Consider the following 22206-nt stretch of genomic DNA (forward strand, 5'->3'; position numbering starts at 1 on the left):
TCACTCTAACTTTTATAACTGCCTCAGACGCTCCACAAGGCCAAGCCCTTTTCCAATTAGTTCTAAATCTTCGGCAATCCTACGCGGATCGGTTTCATCCTGAAAAGAATCTGCAATATTGACCATCTTTCTAAAGAGAAGGTCTTCCAGTACTTTCTTGTCCCCATGGATCCCGGATACTTTTGATACTGTTGTTGGTTTTTCTGTTCTTCCTGCGGCCTGGATTACAGGAACTGTAGGAGTTCTATGAGCAGCAGAGGCTCTTCTTTTAACTTCTTCTTTTTCGGAAGGCAATACGAGAATCTCTTCTTCTATCGGCTCGAGAGCTTTTTCCTCTTCGTCTGCAGTTTCAGAGTTTTTCAGCCCGAACCTGGATTTTTGCCTGTGTGCCTGGACTCTCTTCTTAGTCTCAAAAGAAGACTTGTCTTTTTCTGTAGATGACTTGGGCTCAGGAGCCTGGACTTCTGCGGCTGGTTCCGAAGTTTCTTTTTCTTCCTGGACATCACATATAGGGCAGATTACTGTACCTTGATAGCGGAATTTTGGGGCCCCGCAGACTTTACAATGTTCAGCAAGCATTGTGCCTCCTAGTTCAAGGAAACGGGCTATTCGCTTTACTTTTTTGTCTTTTTCAGAATCCATAGATCTGACCTTCCTTTGTTCACAGCTTCTTATGCATTTGCTTCTCACTTATTTTATAAAATTTTTCCTGTAGCTCGCTATTTGTGGGGCTAATTTGTTCCGTGTAGATTCAAAAAATGAGATCAATACAGAATCGTAACGAGTAGACTCTGAAGCATGCAACTTTAAAAATCACCGATACTATTTTATATAACAAGCCTGTCTTAGACTAATCTATATTAGCTCTAATTTTCATATATCATAATTGACTGCGAAGGTGATTCGAGTGTCATCAAATGATTCAGCAGAAGTTATAAAACAATGTCTTCAGGTCCTAGAAAGTATAACCAGTGACTCTTCAGTTCCTAGAAATATCAGGCGTTCCGTAAATGAAATTATGGACATACTGAACAACGAATCTGAACCTCTCTTTCTTAGAGCGGCATCAAGCATTTCCATTCTCGAAGATATAAGCAATGATCCTAACCTTCCTCTGCACACAAGAACTTTGATATGGAACCTCTCAAGCCAGCTCGAGACCATTCCTGTAGATGAATAATACAAAATAGATTTTTAAAATAAAAAACAGAATTTGCGCGGGAGCACAGGCTGAGAACAGACAAACCCCAAGAAAACCTTTCTTGAGATGATCCTGTTAAAAAATCCCGAACTCCGACTAATTCTAAAAAAAGAACCGAAAGGTAACAACCTTACTATTCTATTAGCTACCTCTAGCTGATATTGGGATTGTCTCCTGGAAGTTAGAGGATATTGACAAGGAAAAAGCCTTTTTCCTTCTTTTTTATATCTTTTTCCGGAAACAGGATTAAAACTCTGGATCTTAAAATCAGATCAGAAGTTGATTTAAGAATATAAGAGGATCAAACAGAAAAGGATGTAAAGAGATAAAACGAAAAAAGTAGAAAAAGGATAAATTAAGGGATTTCAAACTCAGGTGTAGCTCAGATTATAAAGGGGTAAATTAAAGGGATTCTAACTTCATGCCATACAGAGGAAAAAATTTTATTGATAAACGCCAGATATTGGATAGAATTTCTCAGATGAAATTTTAGAATTCTGGAAAAGATATAGGAATTATATAAAATGAGTATAAAAATTATTTTAGTTATTAAGCAAAAAGTTAGTTTTTAAACAGATAGCCAATTGTTCAAAAGTCTGAGAAGCATTAAAGGGGTATGAAAATCGTGCTTGAAGAAATTTCAGCCCGAATAAGGGAAAATTTTGAGGCCAAGGACAATATAAGGGAAGAAGGATTAAAAATTTCTCGCGAAGTTGTGAGAGAATGCAGGACTGCCTCATTTGCTCTGCACGGCCAGGACTTTGAAAAAGCAGATAAAAGTATCAAAGCCGCGGGGCAAGCACTTGAGAAACTCGAAGTTCTTTTCGAAGGGCATTCTGACATTTATCATGCAGGCTTTCTAGAACATGCCCAGCAGGAATATTCGGAGGTTTCAATTCTCAGCAGCCTACTGAAGGAAGAAGGAGAGAAGTTTCCCTCCCCTGAAGAATTAAGAGTCGAATATGGGGCTTACCTTAACGGGCTTGGGGATGTTGTCGGGGAGCTTAGAAGGCATGTTCTGGACCTTATAAGGAAAGAATCTTTTGAGAAAGCCGAAGTGTTTTTAGGTATCATGGAAAATATCCATGCAACGCTTATGGACTTTGACTACCCTGATGCCATAACCAGAGGATTAAGGCGAAAAACTGACGTATCTCGCTCCTTAATAGAAAAGACACGTGGTGACGTTGTCAATGCAATTGGTCAGAAAAAGCTTGAGACTGCAATGCGAAATCTGGAATCCAAACTTTAGAAGTCGTAGATAGAATAATGCTTAAAGCATCAAGCAAATTAGCCTTTTTGAACCTAAAAGTTAAAGTTAGTCATAAAATCAAAACTCATTAATATAGAAGCTTACCCGATAACTATTAAACAGCTTATTATTTTAACAATTATCTAGTCGTCTGGCAGTTCAACTGTTTAAATTTTAGGATTCGGAGTATCCAAGTTGATCAATTTGGAATTACAGTTGACAGAGTTAGAATTACAATTAATAGGTTTAGAATTTTAGTAGAAAGACCTAGAATTCCAATATTAAAATCCCAATAAGACTTAAAATTTCAACATGATTTAGAATTCCAATAATTTATTACAAGAGGATATGCATGAAATTCGATCCAGAAAAAGTAAAAAGAGACGCTAAAGAGAACTTCGACCTTGCTTGGAACGAAGGCAAAAAACTAGTCAGGACCCCTACCCTAAACGAACGTTATCCCAGGACCACTCTGAAATATGGAAAAGCCCATCCCGTTTATGATACTATTCAAAAACTCAGAGAAGCCTATTTAAGAATGGGCTTTGAAGAGATGATGAACCCTCTAATAGTGGATGATAAAGAGGTACACAAACAGTTTGGAAGCGAAGCTCTTGCAGTTCTGGATCGCTGTTTTTATCTTGCAGGCCTGCCAAGGCCGAACGTTGGAATTTCCGATGAGCGTATTTCACAGGTAAAAGGGATTCTCGGGGATATAGGCGACGAAGGAATAGACAAGATCAGGCAGGTTCTCCATTCTTACAAAAAAGGAAAAATTGAAGGAGACGACCTTGTGCCCGAGATTTCAGCGTTACTTGGAGTTTCGGACGCTCTTGTTGCCGATATGCTCGATAAGGTTTTCCCGGAGTTTAAAGAGCTTGTGCCCCAAGCAAGCACAAAGACACTCCGCAGTCACATGACCAGCGGCTGGTTTATTTCTCTTGGTGCTCTCCTTGAAAGACAAGAGCCTCCTTTTCACTTTTTCTCTATAGACCGCTGCTTCAGGCGAGAACAGCAGGAAGATGCCTCAAGACTCATGACCTATTATTCGGCTTCCTGCGTAATTATGGATGAAGATGTGACTGTGGATCACGGGAAAGCTGTTGCAGAAGGCCTTCTTTCCCAGTTCGGCTTTGAAAAATTCCTTTTCAGGCCAGATGAGAAACGCAGCAAATATTACATTCCTGACACGCAGACTGAGGTATTTGCTTTCCATCCGAAACTTGTGGGCTCGAACTCAAAGTACTCAGACGGCTGGATCGAGGTCGCAACTTTTGGGATATATTCCCCAACAGCCCTTGCCCAATATGAGATTCCGTATCCTGTCATGAACCTCGGGCTCGGAGTGGAAAGGCTCGCAATGATCCTTCACGATGCTCCGGATGTCCGTTCTCTGACATACCCGCAGATTCCGCAATATACTGAATGGGAAATGTCAGATGGTGAACTTGCAAAACAGGTTTTCGTAGATAAGGTACCTGAGACTCCTGAAGGACGTGAGATTGCAACATCCATTGTTTCCCAGTGCGAGCTGTATGGGGAAGAACCCAGTCCCTGTGAATTCCCTGCCTGGGAAGGAGAAATCTGCGGCCGAAAAGTAAAGGTCTCCGTAATCGAACCCGAAGAAAATACAAAGCTTTGCGGGCCTGCAGCTTTTAATGAGGTCGTAGCTTATCAGGGAGACATCATGGGAATTCCGAATAACAAGAAGTGGCAAAAAGCGTTTGAAAACCATTCTGCAAGGGCAGGCATTCGCTTTATAGAAGCATTTGCAGCCCAGGCTGCCAGGGAAATTGAAGAAGCTGCTCTGTCAGGAGCAAATGAGCACATAGTTAGGGTAAGAATTGCCAAAGTTCCTTCGGAAATCAACCTGAAAATCGGCCCTGTCGCTCAGCGTTATATCACAGGTAAAAAGAAAAAAATAGACATGAGAGGCCCTGTTTTCACATCCGTAAAAGCAGAATTTGTGTGAAGGCCAGAAAAAACAGGAGCAAACTACATGCACACAGACCAAAGCCCTTTTTCAAAGTATTCAGAACTCAGCCAGCTGATGGAAACCGGCGAGCCTGTCTGTGTAACCTTTGAAACAGGGCATGAAATCAGGTGCAAAGTAGGGCGAAAAGTCGGGTGCGAAATTGAAAAGGATATCGAGGAGAAAACTGAGAAGAGAGTAGCTGATACAGGAAACGAAAAATTTCCTGAAAAATCCTGTTTTCTTTTTTGCGAACTTGTACAGAAAGCCCGTATGGGAGAAGGATTCCTGATTTCGGGGCAAGGCTGCTCTCCGGGAGATTATGTGCTGGGCTTGTCAGAAGAAAGTCCTGCTGCATACTACCTGAACTCCAAAAGATATAAGGACGCACATGCTGCGAAAAATGCAGCCTTATCGCTTCCAAGATTAAGAAAAAGATATTCCTTTATAAAAATCGAGCCCCTTTCCCTGAATAAAGGTATTTTTGATGTGCTTATCCTTTTCCTGAAGCCCGAAAAAGCTATGCGCATTGTTCAGGCCAGTGCCTATTCCGAAGGAAAAAGGGCAGTACTGGATACGTTGGGTGCAGCTTCAATCTGTGGAGACTGTACCGTACTTGCATACAGGCAGGGTATGGGCCTGTCTTTCGGGTGCAAGGGATCAAGGAAACACAGCGGGTATGGAGATTTTGAAGTCCCCCTTGGCCTTTCTTTTGAGAAAGCGGTAGAGATAGTAGAAGTTCTTTCAAAACTTCCGGAAACACGAGAATAAAAAGTTAATTAAAACATTCTCTGTTTTCCAAAAGCAAATAAAAAATTATTGAAATTATATGTGCTTCTGTATACTTGAGAATCTGCCAGAGGTCGACATTTAATACAGTAAAATATCTTTGCCAGACTTGGTGGTAATAAATTTCATTCCATTACAGCCGGGATAATACATTCTTTAATCAATTTCCACCTGTCAAGAGGATTAATAATGAATTCTGATGCAATTGCTACGATCAGGTCTTTTTCTGGGATACAACAAATGACATTACCACCATCGCCCAGTGCTAAGTATGCAAAAACTCCATCCTCTTCGCGTAACCACCATAAATAACCGTAATTATTGGGGTTCGTTGTTGTTGATTCGTCAATCCATGTCCTTGGAATAATCTGATTACCATCCCAAATGCCACGGTTCAGATATAAAAAACCAAAACGTGCCATATCACGGGGATTTAGCGTAAGTCCCCATCCTCCTGTAGAGTTACCGTTTGGATCTTTAACCCATCTTTTCACATTTTTCCCGAATAAATCCTCAAACCCAAATGATTTCATTTCATGATCCGGGATTTCTTTCATGCCAATGGGTCTAAATAAGCGTTCGTTGGCAAATTCACGGGCACTTTTTCCTGTGCTACGAGTGATGATGGTTGAAAGCAGGTGCGCCCCCGAGGTGGAATACTTGAAAGTTCCAATACTTCCTTTTTGGCCCAGCATATCCAGAATATACTTTACCCAGTCAGATTGCATACACATCTTGTCCAGCGGTTCGTGCCAGTCCTCAAACGGATAGGGAGCCGTCATAGTGAGAAGATGGCGTATGGTGATTTCTCGTTTCTGCCTATCAGCAGCATTGGGAACATATTCGGGGAAAAAATCAAGCACTTTCTGATCTACATTTTTAATATATTTTGCATCTATGGCAATACCAATGAGGGCAGATATTATGCTTTTCGTTACAGATGCCACATGGTGTGTATCATCCTGGCCATAGCCATTATAGTATCTTTCATAAGTGATATATCCATTTCTCACAACAACAATACCGTTTATATTACTGTACTCGGATTTTATCATAAGTTCAAGCTCTGAAAGCTTTTCTGAATCCATTCTCAAGGTTGCTGAGTCTATGGCTTGCCATTCTGTAGTTGGCCAGTAGTTTCTTTGCATTATAGATACCTCCTAAAAGACATTTTATGGTCTTTTTTCTTGACTCTCATTTAAGCGTTCTAATACCTTTTTATCACTAGAAAAGACAGCAATAATCGTTTTTATCGAAAATAAAGTCAAAAAAACAGTAATATCTTACCTAAAGCATCGTATAGCAGTGTAAATTCTCCGTATTGCATACCTTTTTGCTAATTTTCTTCTTAAACCAATTAAGATCAAGATCTATGACCGTACTATCGATTATGATTTGGCTTAAACCTCCTTTCCGACAAAAACAAACATCATTAAGTAATCCAGCAACGAAATCGATAAACTGCTCCAGATCAAAACTGCTCATAATGTTATAGACTTCATCTTCAGAGCGAAATCAAAAACATCTGATATCTCGAAAATAATTTTCGTTTGAAATCTTCACTCAATGGAATAAGCGAAGGTTTCACAAGTATTTACCAAAGAAGAAGTATAAATATCCCTAGATAAATTTTACGGTTTTAAATTGAGTTAAATAAATTTTTAAATAAAAATTACACATATTTTTTGGATATGAAACTCAATATAGGGTATTTTGCAGAATAAAGCACCAATTTGTTTTTAATTTCAAATTATTTTAGTTCCCGGAAATGTTTTTTATTTTGTTTGGCGAACATTAAGGAAAACTGCAGTTTTTGTCGTAGCCTTTTTCAGCCTGTAGAATTACTCATAGATCGAAAGAAACAGGTGCTTAAATCGTAGACAAGTTGAGTGTCTACGTTTTTGAAACGGTATAATCAATTCTCACCAAATGTCACTACAGACATAAATTACTTTAATCTGCTCCAAAAACGCTATCAAGAAAAAGTATTGATTTTTGAAAAAATACTGCGGATTGTGGGATCTAGAATCACCAGCGGGATGAGTTTATATAGAAGTACAAACATGTAAAATGCGATTTTAATTGCAGAGATATTTCAAACTCATACTAATGGAGGATTAAATCATGGCAGGACAGCCAATATTCATTTTAAAAGAAGGAAGTAAGCGAACCAGAGGCAGAGATGCCCAGAGTAACAATATCATGGCTGCAAAGGCAGTAGCCGAAGCCGTAAGAACAACCCTTGGTCCCAAGGGCATGGACAAAATGCTCGTGGACTCCATGGGTGATGTAGTTATTACAAACGATGGAGCAACCATCCTTAAAGAAATGGACATCGAACACCCTGCAGCAAAGATGGTAGTGGAAGTAGCCAAGACCCAGGATGAGGAAGTCGGAGACGGCACTACCAGTGCAGCTGTGGTTGCAGGCCAGCTATTAAGTAAAGCTGAGGATTTAATCGAGCAGGAAATCCACCCGACAATTATCGCATCAGGGTACAGGCTTGCAGCCGATAAAGCCGTAGAAGTCCTGAACTCTCTTGCAATGACAGTAGAACTGTCCAACCGTGACCTGCTGGTCAGCATTGCTGAAACTGCAATGACTGGAAAGGGTGCTGAGTCCTCCAAAAAGCTCCTCTCAGAGATTGCCGTAGATGCTGTATCAAGCGTTGTAGACACAAACGGAAAGAATACTGTTGACAGAGACAACATCAATGTTGTTAAGAAGGTAGGCGGGAAAGTAGAGGATTCCGAGCTTATCCGGGGCATGATCATTGATAAGGAAAGAATCCACCCCAACATGCCTGAAAAAGTTAAGGATGCAAAAATCATTCTTCTCAACAGCGCAATCGAACTGAAGGATACCGAAGTAGATGCGGAAATCTCTATAACCTCTCCTGACCAGCTCCAGTCCTTCCTTGACCAGGAAGAGCAGATGCTCAAGAAGATTGTCCAGAAGGTTATCAGCAGCGGAGCAAATGCTGTCTTCTGCCAGAAGGGAATTGAAGATCTTGCTCAACACTACCTTGCAAAAGCAGGTATCTTTGCTGTGCGCAGAGTTAAAAAGAGCGACATGGAAAAGCTTGCAAGAGCAACCGGCGGCAAACTCATCACCAACATGGACGAAATCACTCCCGAAGACCTAGGATATGCAGGCCTCGTGGAAGAGAAGAAGGTTGGTGGCGACAGCATGACTTTTGTCACAGGCTGCGACAACCCCAAGGCTGTAACAATCCTGCTACGCGGCGGCACAGAGCATGTTGTTGATAGTATTGACAGTGCTCTTGAAGATGCCCTGCGTGTGGTTGGAGTTGCAATCGAGGATGAAAAGCTCGTTGCAGGCGGCGGTTCCCCTGAAGTTGAGGTTGCACTCAGGCTACAGGAATACGCAGCAACCCTCGAAGGCAGAGAACAGCTTGCAGTTAAAGCCTATGCCGAAGCTCTTGAAATCATTCCGAGAACTCTTGCAGAAAACGCAGGTCTTGACCCAATCGACATGCTCATGGAGCTACGTTCCCAGCACGAGAAAGGCGTAAAGACCGCAGGGCTTAATGTGTTCGAAGGCAAGGTTGTTGACATGTGGGAAGACTTTGTAGTTGAACCTCTCAGAGTCAAGACCCAGGTTATCAATGCAGCTACCGAGTCTGCAGTTATGATTCTCAGGATCGATGATATCATAGCTTCTACCCGTGCAGCCCCAGGCCCAGAAGAAATGGGTGGAATGCCCCCAGGAATGGGTGGAATGCCGGGCGGAATGCCTCCAATGATGTAATCCCAAAAAGAAGTTAAAGATTAATTCGACTAATCAGGAAAAGGCACAGCTTTTAAACTGTGCTTTTAGCTTTTTGTCCTTGAGAAATCAAACCTGAGAAACTTTTTCTGACTTAGCCCCAAAATCTATTTGAATTTCCTAAATCTATTTTATTTGCATTCGGTTAGCGAACTTAAGCATCTTGTCCCTTAACCGAATACAAATGAAATCTATTTGAGTTTTCTAACCAACTTGTATTTCCTAAACCTAGCGTCTCGATTTACTATTTTTCCCTCCAGCTACTCCAGATAGGAACCCAACAGAATATTGTTGGAAAACGATAAAAGAGAAGATTTAACGTCAATAAAATCATTCAAAAATATTAAAGTATTAAAGGAAGAACTGAAGGAATTTTGGGAGAAGCAAAAGTTTACACACAAAATGTCGCATTATTTAAAATGGTGACTATAGGTTACGCTATGTTTACAGACTATACGCTTCCTATTTCGTTCTTTATATTATTGATGTTGAGTTGGTTTATGATACTTCATTCAATTGGTATGGTATTTGAGCAATACTCGTGGGGAGTACAATATACATTCTTTAGTATTATTGCATGGGTTTCGCTATTCGTACTTATATAGGGTCCTCCAAAATCAGTGTGTAAACTGAGGATTCAGAATGCTTATTTTAGATAATAGATATAACCAGGGTTCCCCCAATAAAAGTACATTCTTAAAATCCAATTTAGAGGAAAATACACCCGATTAAACTTTAAAAATAATAGATGGATGGGATTAGAGCTTTATTTTTTGACAAATCATATTTTTTGAAATTGTGGCAATAGACTCCGTTTTCCGTTTTACAAAATTAAATGTTGAAAATAAGGGCTAAGAAAACCTTAAGATGGAAGTTAAGGATATTTAATTTCTTTAATGGGAAATAAACTTTTTATCATCTGTAATTTTATTGGGGGAGCACTAACACCACATACAATTCACGAGATAAAGCTTATTAACCCTTGAAAAAGGAATTATTTTTTGAGGACCCTATACTTATAGAGGGAGATTGCTGAATTCCCTATTCCGATTTTTTTCGAGCTCTTTCAAAGCCCCCATATTCGTATTCACTTAAATCGCTTAGGTTCTTGATCTTTTCCATAAGTATCCCTTGAGCTTTCTTTTATGTACAGACGCTCTCTTGTATTGTAAGGTCTGAAAAGATTTGATGCAGCCCCAAGAACTGTTTCGGACTTTCCTATTATAAAATATCCTCCTTTTTCGAGAGCTTTGTAGAAATTAAGTTGTAATTGTTCCTGAATATCCTTTTTAAAATATATCATTACGTTTCGACAGACAATAAGATCAAAAAACTCGATTTTCGAGCTCGAAATCAGGTCCTGATGTTTAAATTGAGCTATGCCCTTCAACTCGTCTATTACCTGATATTTATCTCCCTGTTTCAAGAAATAACGCTCTTTTGTACCTGGATCAAGATTTTTAAGTGAATTTTCATTGTAAATGGCTTTTCTGGCTTTTTCCAGACTTTGAACATCAATATCCGTACCTATAATTCTTACTCTATACTTATTAAAATCGGTTTTAAGGGTTCTATGGAGAAGGATAGCAAGGGAATAGGCCTCTTCTCCTGCTGCACAACCCGCACTCCATATGCGAATTGATCGGATTAATGATCCTGATCTGTATTTAACAATAGAAGGAATGACTTCTTTTTCAATTGTCCTGAAGGTTTCGGGATTTCGGAAAAATTCACTAACATTTACAGTAAGGTTGTCAATAAGAAATTCATATTCCTGCGGGTCTTTCTTCAGAAGTTTTAAGTATGCTCCATAGCTCTCGGAATTAGTAGCTCGAACTCGTATGTTAATTCTACGCTTGAAATGGGCTTCCTTATAATGTTCACAGTTAAAGCCAGTGTTTCCACTAATAACTCTCTTTAACAGCTCAAAGTCCGGATCTTCCTCCAGATTTCGACTTTTTTTTGTTTCTTTATCTATATATTTTTCTATTTTTCTATTCGCATCTTTATTTTTTCCATTATCGCTTGCTTTTCTAACTGGATCGTTACCCATTTCTTCACCGCAAGCACTTTATTAAGGATTTTTACCACCATTAAAGCTTTTTAAGTATTTTAAATCAGGGAGTTAACATCAATAATTAATATAACGTTTCCATCACCCAGAATTGTCGCTCCTGCAAATCCTCTGGTATTATCAAGAAGCTTGCTTTTGAAGCTTTTTACTATTACTTCTTGTTTTCCAAGCAGTTCATCCACAACTATTCCAATATATTGGTTATATTTTTCAACTACGACTACAAAATTATTGTTCTCGTCGCCCTGATCAGATAGCTGAAACTGCCTTCTCAATCTAAAAAGCGGAAGAATTTTATTATCTATTAAAACGACTTCCTGCCCCTTAATATGCTTGATTTCCTGCGAGCTGACTTCTATATTTTTAACTATGCTTGTAAAAGGAATTGCATATTTTTCATTTCCTACTCTTATCAGCATGGACTGATAAACCGCAATGGTTAGGGGCAGTTTCAATTCGAAAATGGAGCCAAATCCGGGCTTTGACTCAACTTTTATAGATCCTCCAAGGCGCTCAACTATGTTTTTTACGACATTCATTCCGATTCCCCTTCCGGATATATCGGTAATGCTGTCAGAGGTACTGAGACCGAGAGCAAAAATCAGCTGCATTGCCTCCATTTCCTGGAGTTGCTCTGCACTTTCTCTTGAGATAATTCCTTTCTTTAATGCAACTTTTCGGATTTCGTTAGTATCTATTCCACATCCGTCATCTTCTATTTTTATAAGGGCAAAATTTTCCTGTCTTGAAGCTGTAACCAGTACAGTGCCATTCTCTTTTTTTCCAAGTTCCACACGCCTCTCCGGAGTTTCGATTCCGTGATCTACTGCATTTCTTAACAAGTGTACCAGGGAATCACTGATTTCTTCAAGAATAGTTCTATCAAGCTTGATTTCTTTTCCTTTGATTATAAAATCAATTTTTTTATTTTGTACGCGTGCAAGATCTCTTACCATTCTTGGATAAACATAGGTGATATGGTCCAGAGGCACCATTCTTGCCTCTATCACTTCATTTTGCAGTTCTCTTGTTAGTTTATATAAATCTGAAAGTGCAGCCTCAAGTTCCTTGGATTTCAGGTTGCAGGTAAGCTCATTTATTCTACTTCGGTTGATTACGATCTCACCCACAAGATTCATCAATTTATCCAGCTGTTCATTACTGATTCTTGAGCTCTGAATAGTTTTTACTTTAGGGACCGGTTTTGGAGGTACTAGGGTTTTTTCTTCTTTTTCTGGCCGATAAACTTCTTTCGTGGCTTTATTTATTCTATTAATTTCTTTATCTTCCATTTCACTTTTTGCAGACAGGCAGTTATCTTCAACTTTTTTAATGGATGCTTTTTCAGGAGATTCATTTACTTTCCTTAAGGTTTTTAGCACTTCACTGACGTCAGGATAGGATTTGTATTTATTAGATGCGTCTTTTTCTCTTTTCCCGGGCTCATTTCCCTCTCCCTCACAGGCACTTTCTACAAGCCCCTCAAGGGTATCCACACATACGAAAAGAACGTCGATCAAAGAAGAATTAAGTACAATTTGCCGTGTGCGCAGCCTGTCTATCAAACTCTCCATTTCATGCGTTAACTCTACAATCTGTTTAAACCCCATAGTTGCAGCCATGCCTTTGAATGTATGAGCTGCACGAAATAACGTGTTCATCTGTTCCGTATTTTCAGGATCATTCTCAAGCGCTAGCAGGGAATCGCTCAACTCTTTGATGTATTTCTCAGACTCTGCCCTGAAAATGCCCATATATTTTGACATATCCATGATTTTCCCTGCCTTTCTTTAGTTTAGTCCCGATATTTGGTTAAATCCCGACTTATGATTTAATCACAATACTTCTGGTTTAATGCCGACTCAATCTCTAATTAAATACAGAGATCGGTACGAAGAGTTAACCTTTAGCTTTAAAATCAGACTTCCTCTTTAGTTCAAAAAAGTAGCTCAGTTTGTTAGATGTATAATTTATTTTAATGGGATTGTCTAATGGTTTATCTAATAATACTTTATTAACAGAATATGATGTGATATAGTTTGATTTAATTAGCTTCACTTAGCACAGTTTGATTTAGCAGTGGCTTGAATTATCGGTAGATTTCAATCGGTCTAATTTGGCTCAGCAATTTTTCTTATTACATCAAGCATTCCATCAGGTTCAAAAGGCTTTACTATAAAGCCCATTGCGCCTATCTTCATTGATTCGGTTATTAAAGCCTGCTGACCAAGGGAAGAACACATTACTATCTTTGCCTCAGGATCCATAATAAGAAGTTTTTGCAGTGCCTCTTTTCCGTCCATGTCTGGCATAATTATATCCATTAACACAATATCGGGCTTTACTTCGATATATGTCTGAATTGCCTCTTCTCCATCACTGACCTCAGCAACCACTTCATGTCCGTGCATCAGAAGAATATCTCTAATTATCATCCGCATAAATTCGACATCGTCCACGATCATAACTCTGGCCATGCATTTCCCTTCTTTCGTTCTTGAACAAGCGACAATATCGGATAATATTTTCACTCCAGCTTTTTTGGAATGTTCCGACACCTTATTCCTACCTATGCCGAATCTCGCCTCTTGCCTATGTATTCTTCATAAACTCATGATATGAATAAAAAGACTTCAATTTGAAAGCCATTAAAGGTTAACAAAAGTAAACAGCGCAAGTTTTTTGTTGAGACAAATATATCCCAATAATGTAGAAAAATATATACGGGGCTTTCTATATTAAATTTTTTAATTGCCTTTATAAAATTATGAGTTCAAGATATTTATTTAAATGTTCTTGCTAACTGGGACGTTAACAAATTATCTACAAAAGTTTTGAGCACTTTCCCATTCTGCAGCCGATTTCTAATTTTATCTGTAAACTTGAGGAGAACAGTAATAAATATTTGAATAATGTATAAAATGTTTTTCTATTTGCTTTAGTGTTCTATGGTAATAGTTTCAAGTTTTCCTGATAATAATACCTAAAATGACACACATACTTAAATAAATTATTGTTACTGTTATTTATATATTGAAAATCTTATTCTAAATTTAGCAAATAAATTTATATTCTCTCGAATTTCATATATTATTCAATAAATTGAAAAGTTAACCTTGGAACAATTTGTAGGTGTAGGGGCATTTGTTAAAGACAAAATAGTGCTTTCAGGACTTCTTGATCCTGGTTTTAGGAAGATCTAAGATGTACTTGCTGAAGATTGAAAATAAAATAAGGAATTGTTTTATGTTTTTCCTATTTCAGATCTTCCCAAGAAGATTGGCTATTCAATACTTCTTTGACAGAATCCTGCTTACAAAAATATTGTTTACAAATCTTCAAGCAGCCTCCTAGGAGTAGATTTGAGTGCCTGAAATTCTAATTGTTGAAGATAATTTACTTAATCTGACAATCGAAATGGACTTACTTAAATCCTTTGGATATGATCCAAAGAAAGCGAAAAACGGTTTTGAAGCCCTAGAGATTCTCAATAAAACAAATATTGATCTTATATTGCTTGATATGGAACTTCCGAAAATGCACGGTCTTGAATTGCTTCAAAAAATCAAACTTAACCCTGAAACCCGGAGTATAAAGGTAGTCGCAGTTACAGGTTACTCTGATCCTGAAAGTAAAGAAAAGTTCCTTAAGGCCGGATGTTATGCTGTTCTTGCCAAACCCATAAACTTTGGAGATTTTGGCTCATATATCGAGAATTTTCTTACAACCGCGGAATCTTGAAGATACAGTATATGTGGAGACAAAAAGGTAGTTGATTAAAGAAATATCTAATGAGACTGGTGAAAACTATAGAGTAAAAATACAGGGTGTAATTTTTTTTATTGAGTTTCTTATTTTTAATAAATCAAAAAATTTATCAACTCTTAAATAGTCTGTATTGAATTATTGGTTGGGAAGATCAAGCAATCTCCATAGAAATGTTTCCTCCAATCTACTTTCCTTCGCGGGTACCACTGACAGGTTACAATCCATACATATAGAAGAGGTATAGAGACGGAGAAGCTAGAGGCAAGGGTGAAAAAGATGTATAAAAATACAAAAATAGGACATGTAATGATAGGCTTTGCTCTTCTTCTAGTTTTGATTTTCTTTGTTGGGTATACAGGCTATCAGGGAATGAACGATGTTGAAAAGAAAAGCCGAGCCATTCAAAATATGACCTTTATCATGAATAACATGCAGGGGGCCCTGGAAGCTCAGGAAAGTTACGTTATTCATGGTGATTCTGTCTATAAAAACGATACTTATAAACATCTTGATCTTGTGCCCACACAAGCAGCTATATCCAAAGGAATATATCTTGTCTACCTTGATCCTGTAAATCAGGATCGGATGGATTCTATTCTGGAAACTTCTGACGAATTCAAGGAAAGTTTTGACAGCTATGTTAAAGCAAACGATGAAGAGATTGCCCTGAGAAACAATATTATCACAAACGGTGAACTTATTTTGCAGAAAGCAGATGAGATGTATCAAGACCAGATGCTTCAGTACCAACAATATGTAAAAAATGGTTCTTCAGGTGAAGTTCTCCAGCAGAAGTTATCCAATGCTCAGGAAGCTCAGAAAATTAGCATACTTGCAATGGAAGCTCAAAGCGAATATCAAAATTATATAATCACTCCTGATGGTCAATATGCGGAAAAATTCGATCAGTCTATGGAAAATATAATTATAGTTACTGAGAATTTAAATAAACAGATAGTGAAACCTGAAAACATTGAGCGCGGAAATGAAATAATCTCCAACGCCAAAGAAATTCAGAGGGACTTTGATCGCCTGAAAAGTCTTAAAGAGAAACAGGCGGTTGATGTGAAAAATATGGCAACCATAGCTGCAAAGGTTAAAGGAGATGCTGAAGCCGCCAGTACCGACCAGAAAGAGCAGCTCGATATCTTGATAGAAAATTCTGTAAATAAGATCTTTCTCGTTACCTTTCTTTCGATACTTATTGGGGCCTTACTTGTTTTTGTGATTCTGAACCTCTACAGAAAGCCCATCTACGAACTGCTCCAAGCAGCCGATAAAATTTCGAAAGGAGATCTTAATGTTGAGATTAAAGGAAATTCAAGAAGCGAAATTTCTCAACTCTCACAAGCTTTTAAATTAATGGTTGAAAACCTTCGTAGCCTTATAAAAGGAATTCAGGAAAGTTCGGTTCACCTTTCTACACTTTCAGAAGAAATGTCTGCTTCTTCTGAGGAAGTGGCTTCTGCTTCAAGGAAAATTTCTGACACTGCGGCTGAAATTTCAAACGGGACCGAAGTGCAGAGTACAAAGATAGTGGATATCACTCACGCAATGCAGGACATGACACATAATATCCAGGAAATTGCGGAGAATACCCAGAAGGTTTCTAAGAACACAAGTCTTGTTAATAGTAATGTCAATAGCATTGGAAATGCTTCAAGAGAGATTCTGTTAAAAATGGACCTTATTCGTTCTTCCGTTGATGAGACTGAGAAAGTAATTATGGAGCTGGATTCCAAATCTCAACAAATTAATGAAATTGTGAATCTTATTACCAAGATTGCAGACCAGACAAATATGCTTGCGCTGAATGCTGCAATTGAGGCTGCTCGGGCTGGCGAACATGGTCGAGGTTTCTCTGTTGTAGCTGATGAAGTCCGAAAACTTGCCGATGAATCCGGTCATGCTGCTAATAATATTTCCAGTCTAATCAATGAAATAAGAGGGAGTATCAGTGAAACCGTGGAAAGTATAGAGGCCAGTAGAAAAGATGTGCAGGCCGGTTCATTGTCTGTTAATAACGCGGTTGAAATGGTTGCAGGGATTGTTTCTACAATCAATGAAATAACAAATATGATAGAAGATGTTGCAGCCGCTACAGAAGAACAGTCTGCATCCATTGAAGAGATCACTTCAACTCTGGAGGATATTTCTTTAATTTCGGAACAATCCGCCGCAGGAACCCAGGAAACGGCTGCATCTCTCGAAGAGCAGAGTGCTTCAATGTCAGAACTTGCCAATATGGCAAGTGACCTTTCTTTAATTGGGGAAAGGATGAGAAAAGCAACCGAGAAGTTCAAACTTGGTGACTCAAAAGAAGGATCAGAAAACACTTTAAGTTAAAATCTCTGAGTTAGTTTGAGGAATTCAAATGTTTGAAGAAACATTAGATGAGGGTTCAAGACTTTCTGAAGAAAATTTACGTTTAGTGACCTTTGAGCTTTCAGGTGAAGAGTTCGGAGTAGATATCATGCAGGTCTCCGAAGTTATTCCGGTTCCTAGGATCACCCGTATTCCTCAGGCTCCGGAATGTGTAAAAGGGCTCATTAACCTGCGGGGAAAGATCCTCGTGGTGATAGATCTTAACAAGCGGCTTGAGTTCAATTCGAAAGAGACCGACAGCCTATCCAGAATCATCATAGTAGAAGTCAAAGATACAGTTATTGGAATGCTTGTAAATTCCGTAAAGGAGGTCATTAACCTGCCCCTTTCTTCAATTCAAGCGCCCCCTGAGATGATCAAGTCGAAAATAAATGCGGAATATTTAACAGGCGTAGGAAAAGTAGGGAACAGGCTTCTTATTCTACTAAATCTTGTAAGAGTACTTGGAGAAGAAGAAATCGAAGAACTCAGTGAGTTATCTTCTCCTGAAGAGAATGTTTTTACTGAGTAAACTGTCCTCCACAAAAATTGGAAGTGAGCAGGGAAGGAGCTAGAATAATGGAGAGGATATTTAACTGAATGCACTATCCTCTACAAAAGAGAATGTTTAAACTTACTGGATTTTCTTATCCCTAAAAAATGCTTAATCGTTAAACTGTTTTCTCCCGAAAAGAATATTTAAAAAAATATTTAATCTTGAACAGTTATTCTCTGTTGAAGCAAATATTTAAAAACTCACGATCAGGTTTTAAGTATGCATCCTGTAGTTATATTCCTTTTCGCCCTTCTCTGCATTTTATTTTTTACAACCAGACTCAGGTTGCACCCTTTTCTCAGCCTTGTCCTTGTATCCGTTTTTACAGGAATCCTTGCAGGAGAGCCCCTGGCTACGGTCGAAGCAATAACCGGGGGATTGGGCAGCGTGTTTTCTCGTTTTGCTATTATTATTACTTGTGGAAGTGTTATCGGACTTTTGCTCCAGGGAACTGGAGGAATGTCCTTAATAGCCTCTGATATTATACGTTTTTCCAGAAATCCTCTACTTGCCCTTAATGTCCTTGGCTTTCTTTTTTCTGTTCCTCTAATGTGTTACATTCTTGCCTATGTTATCTTTGTTCCAATAGCTAAAGAGTTGGCTGCCAGACTTGATAACCCCTCTATTTCCACTGCAACAGCTCTTGCACTAGGAGCTGTTGCTTCATTTAATCTTGTCTATCCTTCTCCTGTCGTCATCTCGGCAGCAGAAGAGCTATCAGCTAATATGGACAGGCTTTTTATTCTGGGGCTTCTTATCGCAGTTCCCACTTCCTTTGCAGGTTACCTCTACTCTAGGAATTTAAAAAAGTCTAAAACTACAGGCCTTTCGGATAGAATAAAAGAAAAGACAGCCGAAGTTCAGGAAAAAGCTTCAGAAATATATAATAACCCTGCCGAAAAACCCCGGAGAATCGAAGCTTATTCTCCAATTTTTATCCCTTTACTTCTTATTCTCCTTCAGGCAAGCTTTGAACATCCTCATCCTATGCTCACGTTTCTGGGAAATCCGAACATTGCGCTCCTTATAGGAGTTCTTCTCTCCATCTTTTCCGGCAGAAAGCTCGGATCTCTGGTACTGAGAACGCTGGTCGAAAAAGCTGTAAGAAGAAGTGGGGTTGTACTTCTCGATCTCTGCGGAGGCGGCGCTCTTGGGGCTACTCTTGCCATGACAGGAGCAGGAGAGGCTCTTGGCAGGTTTTTCTTGCAGTTGAGCCTCCCTCATATCCTTGTGCCTTTTCTCGTTGCTGCAGCTCTTCAAACCGTACAGGGATCAAGGATTGTGACCATGCTCATTGCACCTTCTCTCTTACTGCCTCTGATTCCTGAACTGGGGCTTCCTCCGGAAATCGTTATCCTTTCAATGGCTTCAGGCACTTTTCTGATTTCCCATGTCAATGATCCTTTCTTCTGGATTTTTGGAGAGCTTGCAGAACTGGAACCCTCTGAGGTCTTCAGGTCAAATACCCTTGGGAGCGCCTTGATGGGTATCGTGAGTTTTCTGCTGGTATCTGCTGTGCATATCTTCTTTTACTGAGTTTCTTCTTTACTGATTTTTTCTCTTACTGAGAGTTTTAACTGTTATTTCCAAGATTTTTCCTGCTCTTCCTCTGTTTTTCTAGTTTTGCTACAGTAAAATTATAACCCTATAATTTGGTATATGGCAAACAATAAATACCGGTTTTTTATATTTCTATATATGAATGAGCAAAGTTATCCTGAATTTACAGGCCTTGAACTCTCTCCGAGAAAGGTAGATTATCTTAAGTTCATTCTTGAAAAAGGAGGAACTGTAAGAACTACAGAGATCTCTTCAGGCCTGCAGGTAGACCCTTCAACTACAAGCAAGACCTTAAACGAGCTTGCAAATGCAGGCTACCTAAACCACGTTCCTTACAGGGGAGTGGATCTGACGGAATTGGGTAAGGCATATACGCAATTTCTTATCCGAAGGCACAGGATTCTCAGTCTTCTTTTAACCCATTATGGTCTTTCGTCGGAGGAAGCCTGTGATGAAGTTTCGCGCTTTGAGGCTTTTGTTTCCAGGGATGCGGTTGATAAAATCTGCAGCTCAATGGGTCACCCGATGTTCGGTGTATGCGGAGAAATAAGTCATGGAAAATGCCTGCATGAAGAAACACATCATCGATTGCCGGAATAAGTGAAGCATAAGTGAAGCATAAGTGAAGCATAAGTGAAGCATTAAACGAAATACTAAACGGAATACTAAACGAAATACCAAAAAAGAACTAAAATGCTAATCAAGTTCCAACTGAGACGCTAATCAAGCGCTATCAAGTACTAACAAGATATTGACGAGGCGCTAGTGAAATACTAAGTGAAAATCAATATTGCATAAAGCCCGAAATGAGCTTCGAGATAAATTTGGACTTACGCCAAAAAATTCCCTGAATCATTCAAAAATTTGGGTATACACCAAATTTATTCTCCTTGGTATCGGTCTTATCTCATTCAGAAATATATTCGTGAGCCAAGAAAAAGTGAAAGTGAAGAAAGCGGGATCTCAATTATGAATCTGAAAATTCTACCTCTATTAGTGCTCTTGACTGTTGGTCTGAGCCTTTTTGCCAGCGGCTGTACAGGTCCAAGTAACTCCCAAAATAATGAAAATACAGGACAGAAAGTTGAAGTAGCAGGGCCGAATGAGCCTATAATCGTAGCTGTAAGTGTGCTTCCTCAGGCTGAGTTTGTAGAAAAAGTGGGGGGAGACAAAGTGAAAACCGTTCTTATAATCCCTCCGGGAGCAGACCCTCACACTTATGAGCCCTCTCCTAAAGAGATGGGAAAAGTGAGTGAAGCTCGTATGTATGTTACGGTCGGCGTTGATATGCCCTTTGAGAAAGTCTGGATCGATAGATTCGAATCTATCAACAGTGGAACTCTCATAGTAAATTCTTCTGACGGAATTCAGCTTAAAGAACTTACTGCCCACGACCATAGTGAAGGAGAGGGAGCAGAAGAACACGCAGCAGAGCTTGAAGAGGATGAGAATAAATCTGATAACAGTACTCAGACCGGCATTCACGAAGAGCTTGATTCCCATATCTGGACATCTCCTGCAAATGCAAAGATAATGGTCGAGAATATTTGCGAAGGACTTGTAAAAATCGATCCTGAAAACAAAGAGTACTATACTCAGAACAGGGACGCTTACCTTGAAGAGCTGGACGCTTTGGATGCCAGGATTCGGGAAAAGCTTGAGGGAAAAACGGAAAGGAGCTTCATGGTCTATCATCCTTCCTGGGGTTATTTCGCAGCGGATTACAACCTTACAATGATTCCAGTAGAAATTGAAGGAAAAGAACCAAGTGCTCAGGATCTGGCGAAGCTTATAGACCTTTCAAAAGAGAAACAGGTTAAAGTAATCTTTATCCAGCCCCAGTTCAGCACGCGAAGTGCTCAATCCGTAGCTGAAGAAATAGGCGGTGAAGTTGTAGCTGTAGACCCACTTGCAAAGGATTACATTGGAAATATGAATAATGTATCCGATATTTTTGCCAGAAACCTTGTATGAAGTCAGTAAAATTAGCATTCGAGTCCTGATAAGTCAACTACTCAAGTTTTGCATCTAAATATCGAAAAGATCGTAACTCGAAAAATAAAAACGATATTCTGAAGGGAAGGCAATGGAGAAGGTTATAGAACTGAAAGATGTCTGGGTTCGTTACGGAACCCAGACTATTCTTGAAGCAATCAATTTTGAATTAAAGGAGCCCAATGGACTCCTTGGGATTATCGGACCTAATGGGGGAGGAAAGACTACATTTCTCAAGGTGCTTCTTGGGCTTCTGAAGCCTTACAGGGGAAATGTGAAGCTTTTTGGGAAATCTCCAGAGAAAAGCAGAGAGCTTGTAGGATATGTCCCTCAATACAGAGGTTTTGATTTTGACTTTCCTATTAGTGTTTGGGAAGTTGTGCTTACAGGCAGGATCAGCCATACGGGCTTTCTGAAAAAGTACAGAGAAGAAGACAAAAAGGCTGCAGAAGAAGCCCTTAAGACCGTAGAAATGTTCCAGTACAAAGATCGGCAGATCGGGCAGCTTTCGGGCGGGCAGCGTCAGAGAGTCTTTATTGCACGAGCTCTTGCTACGAATCCCAAACTTCTGCTTTTAGACGAACCTAATTCCGGGCTTGATCCGCATATGCAGGATGAACTTTATCGCCTGTTGAACAGGCTCAAGCAGGAAATGGCAGTTGTCATGGTTACTCACGACCTCAGTGCAGTTTCCGTTTATGTAGACAAAATAGCCTGCCTAAACCGCACTTTTCATTACCATAACTCCAGAGAAATCCCGGTTGAAGATCTGGAAGCTACCTATCAGTGTCCTGTTGAACTAATTGCTCATGGAATCCCTCACAGGGTGCTGGAAAATCATGAGGAAAATTCCTGAACTCAAGGTTGGTTTAAAAAACAGATGGAG

At 39.3% G+C, this 22206-nt stretch carries 17 protein-coding genes and 2 pseudogenes; 13 read left to right on the forward strand and 6 right to left on the reverse strand.

The window, feature by feature from the left end; translation table 11 throughout:
- Positions 1–12: 12 nt before the first annotated feature.
- The gene (locus BP861_RS14560; RefSeq protein WP_292376726.1) at positions 13–642 is read right to left on the reverse strand and encodes an Sjogren's syndrome/scleroderma autoantigen 1 family protein; all 630 of its coding nucleotides are present in this window, start codon (positions 640–642) and stop codon (positions 13–15) included.
- A gap of 256 nt (positions 643–898) precedes the next feature.
- Here BP861_RS14560 and BP861_RS14565 point away from each other — a divergent pair, with 256 nt between their 5' ends.
- The 4 genes from BP861_RS14565 (at position 899) to BP861_RS14580 (ending at position 5196) form a co-directional block, all read left to right on the forward strand.
- Positions 899–1180 (forward strand): UPF0147 family protein, encoded by a 282-nt coding sequence (locus tag BP861_RS14565; RefSeq protein WP_229396491.1) that lies wholly within the window; start codon positions 899–901, stop codon positions 1178–1180.
- A gap of 637 nt (positions 1181–1817) precedes the next feature.
- Positions 1818–2453, forward strand: a complete 636-nt coding sequence (locus BP861_RS14570; RefSeq protein WP_292376727.1) for a haloacid dehalogenase — start codon at positions 1818–1820, stop codon at positions 2451–2453.
- A gap of 352 nt (positions 2454–2805) precedes the next feature.
- Positions 2806–4425 carry an O-phosphoserine--tRNA ligase gene (sepS, locus tag BP861_RS14575; RefSeq protein ID WP_292376728.1) on the forward strand — a complete coding sequence of 540 codons (1620 nt, stop codon included), beginning with the start codon at positions 2806–2808 and terminating at the stop codon, positions 4423–4425.
- 27 nt (positions 4426–4452) lie between these two features.
- Positions 4453–5196, forward strand: coding sequence for a DUF169 domain-containing protein (locus tag BP861_RS14580; RefSeq protein ID WP_292376729.1), 744 nt, complete (start codon positions 4453–4455; stop codon positions 5194–5196).
- Between the two features lie 143 nt (positions 5197–5339).
- Here the strand turns inward: BP861_RS14580 and BP861_RS14585 are convergent, their stop codons facing one another.
- Together BP861_RS14585 and BP861_RS14590 are read right to left on the reverse strand one after the other, a co-directional pair.
- Positions 5340–6362, reverse strand: a complete 1023-nt coding sequence (locus tag BP861_RS14585; RefSeq protein WP_292376730.1) for a serine hydrolase domain-containing protein — start codon at positions 6360–6362, stop codon at positions 5340–5342.
- 178 nt (positions 6363–6540) lie between these two features.
- Positions 6541–6723: pseudogene (locus BP861_RS14590) on the reverse strand (IS5/IS1182 family transposase); the annotation flags it as partial.
- Positions 6724–7338: 615 nt separating this feature from the next.
- On the opposite strand from BP861_RS14590, the gene thsB reads away from it, so the two are divergent.
- Positions 7339–8985, forward strand: a complete 1647-nt coding sequence (gene thsB / locus BP861_RS14595; protein ID WP_292376731.1) for a thermosome subunit beta — start codon at positions 7339–7341, stop codon at positions 8983–8985.
- A 253-nt stretch (positions 8986–9238) separates the two neighbouring features.
- A pseudogene (locus tag BP861_RS14600) lies at positions 9239–9429 on the forward strand (IS630 family transposase); the annotation flags it as partial.
- Between the two features lie 661 nt (positions 9430–10090).
- Here BP861_RS14600 and BP861_RS14605 read toward each other — a convergent pair.
- The 3 genes from BP861_RS14605 to BP861_RS14615 all read right to left on the reverse strand — a co-directional run bounded on the left by BP861_RS14605 (position 10091) and on the right by BP861_RS14615 (position 13554).
- Positions 10091–11056, reverse strand: a complete 966-nt coding sequence (locus BP861_RS14605; RefSeq protein WP_292376732.1) for a CheR family methyltransferase — start codon at positions 11054–11056, stop codon at positions 10091–10093.
- 59 nt (positions 11057–11115) lie between these two features.
- Positions 11116–12849 carry a chemotaxis protein CheA gene (locus tag BP861_RS14610; RefSeq protein ID WP_292376733.1) on the reverse strand — a complete coding sequence of 578 codons (1734 nt, stop codon included), beginning with the start codon at positions 12847–12849 and terminating at the stop codon, positions 11116–11118.
- Between the two features lie 339 nt (positions 12850–13188).
- A complete protein-coding gene (locus BP861_RS14615; protein WP_292376734.1) occupies positions 13189–13554 on the reverse strand; it encodes a response regulator in 366 nt (121 codons plus the stop codon).
- An 889-nt stretch (positions 13555–14443) separates the two neighbouring features.
- Between BP861_RS14615 and BP861_RS14620 the strand changes: the two genes are divergently transcribed.
- The 7 genes from BP861_RS14620 to BP861_RS14650 all read left to right on the forward strand — a co-directional run bounded on the left by BP861_RS14620 (position 14444) and on the right by BP861_RS14650 (position 22176).
- The gene (locus BP861_RS14620) at positions 14444–14818 is read left to right on the forward strand and encodes a response regulator (RefSeq protein WP_292376735.1); all 375 of its coding nucleotides are present in this window, start codon (positions 14444–14446) and stop codon (positions 14816–14818) included.
- 303 nt (positions 14819–15121) lie between these two features.
- Positions 15122–17191 (forward strand): methyl-accepting chemotaxis protein, encoded by a 2070-nt coding sequence (locus BP861_RS14625; protein ID WP_292376736.1) that lies wholly within the window; start codon positions 15122–15124, stop codon positions 17189–17191.
- 28 nt (positions 17192–17219) lie between these two features.
- Positions 17220–17741: a chemotaxis protein CheW gene (locus tag BP861_RS14630; RefSeq protein WP_292376737.1), complete on the forward strand. Its 522-nt coding sequence runs from the start codon at positions 17220–17222 to the stop codon at positions 17739–17741.
- A gap of 243 nt (positions 17742–17984) precedes the next feature.
- On the forward strand, positions 17985–19301 hold the full coding sequence (locus BP861_RS14635) for a GntP family permease (protein ID WP_292376738.1): 1317 nt from the start codon (positions 17985–17987) through the stop codon (positions 19299–19301).
- A 162-nt stretch (positions 19302–19463) separates the two neighbouring features.
- A complete protein-coding gene (locus BP861_RS14640; protein ID WP_292376739.1) occupies positions 19464–19925 on the forward strand; it encodes a metal-dependent transcriptional regulator in 462 nt (153 codons plus the stop codon).
- A 369-nt stretch (positions 19926–20294) separates the two neighbouring features.
- Positions 20295–21299 carry a metal ABC transporter solute-binding protein, Zn/Mn family gene (locus BP861_RS14645; RefSeq protein ID WP_292376740.1) on the forward strand — a complete coding sequence of 335 codons (1005 nt, stop codon included), beginning with the start codon at positions 20295–20297 and terminating at the stop codon, positions 21297–21299.
- A gap of 112 nt (positions 21300–21411) precedes the next feature.
- On the forward strand, positions 21412–22176 hold the full coding sequence (locus tag BP861_RS14650) for a metal ABC transporter ATP-binding protein (RefSeq protein WP_292376741.1): 765 nt from the start codon (positions 21412–21414) through the stop codon (positions 22174–22176).
- Positions 22177–22206: the final 30 nt, after the last annotated feature.

It is taken from the genome of Methanosarcina sp. UBA411 (genome assembly GCF_002495725.1).
Classification (GTDB): domain Archaea; phylum Halobacteriota; class Methanosarcinia; order Methanosarcinales; family Methanosarcinaceae; genus Methanosarcina.

What these genes read in the sequence shown, in the direction of transcription:
- sepS (WP_292376728.1), top strand. Translation starts at nt 2,806, where the DNA reads ATGAAATTCGATCCAGAAAAAGTAAAAAGAGACGCTAAAGAGAACTTC.
- BP861_RS14650 (WP_292376741.1), top strand. Translation starts at nt 21,412, where the DNA reads ATGGAGAAGGTTATAGAACTGAAAGATGTCTGGGTTCGTTACGGAACC.
- BP861_RS14625 (WP_292376736.1), top strand. Translation starts at nt 15,122, where the DNA reads ATGTATAAAAATACAAAAATAGGACATGTAATGATAGGCTTTGCTCTT.
- BP861_RS14630 (WP_292376737.1), top strand. Translation starts at nt 17,220, where the DNA reads ATGTTTGAAGAAACATTAGATGAGGGTTCAAGACTTTCTGAAGAAAAT.
- BP861_RS14580 (WP_292376729.1), top strand. Translation starts at nt 4,453, where the DNA reads ATGCACACAGACCAAAGCCCTTTTTCAAAGTATTCAGAACTCAGCCAG.
- BP861_RS14645 (WP_292376740.1), top strand. Translation starts at nt 20,295, where the DNA reads ATGAATCTGAAAATTCTACCTCTATTAGTGCTCTTGACTGTTGGTCTG.
- thsB (WP_292376731.1), top strand. Translation starts at nt 7,339, where the DNA reads ATGGCAGGACAGCCAATATTCATTTTAAAAGAAGGAAGTAAGCGAACC.
- BP861_RS14570 (WP_292376727.1), top strand. Translation starts at nt 1,818, where the DNA reads ATGAAAATCGTGCTTGAAGAAATTTCAGCCCGAATAAGGGAAAATTTT.
- BP861_RS14605 (WP_292376732.1), bottom strand. Translation starts at nt 11,056, where the DNA reads ATGGGTAACGATCCAGTTAGAAAAGCAAGCGATAATGGAAAAAATAAA.
- BP861_RS14585 (WP_292376730.1), bottom strand. Translation starts at nt 6,362, where the DNA reads ATGCAAAGAAACTACTGGCCAACTACAGAATGGCAAGCCATAGACTCA.
- BP861_RS14610 (WP_292376733.1), bottom strand. Translation starts at nt 12,849, where the DNA reads ATGGATATGTCAAAATATATGGGCATTTTCAGGGCAGAGTCTGAGAAA.
- BP861_RS14615 (WP_292376734.1), bottom strand. Translation starts at nt 13,554, where the DNA reads ATGGCCAGAGTTATGATCGTGGACGATGTCGAATTTATGCGGATGATA.
- BP861_RS14640 (WP_292376739.1), top strand. Translation starts at nt 19,464, where the DNA reads ATGAATGAGCAAAGTTATCCTGAATTTACAGGCCTTGAACTCTCTCCG.
- BP861_RS14635 (WP_292376738.1), top strand. Translation starts at nt 17,985, where the DNA reads ATGCATCCTGTAGTTATATTCCTTTTCGCCCTTCTCTGCATTTTATTT.
- BP861_RS14560 (WP_292376726.1), bottom strand. Translation starts at nt 642, where the DNA reads ATGGATTCTGAAAAAGACAAAAAAGTAAAGCGAATAGCCCGTTTCCTT.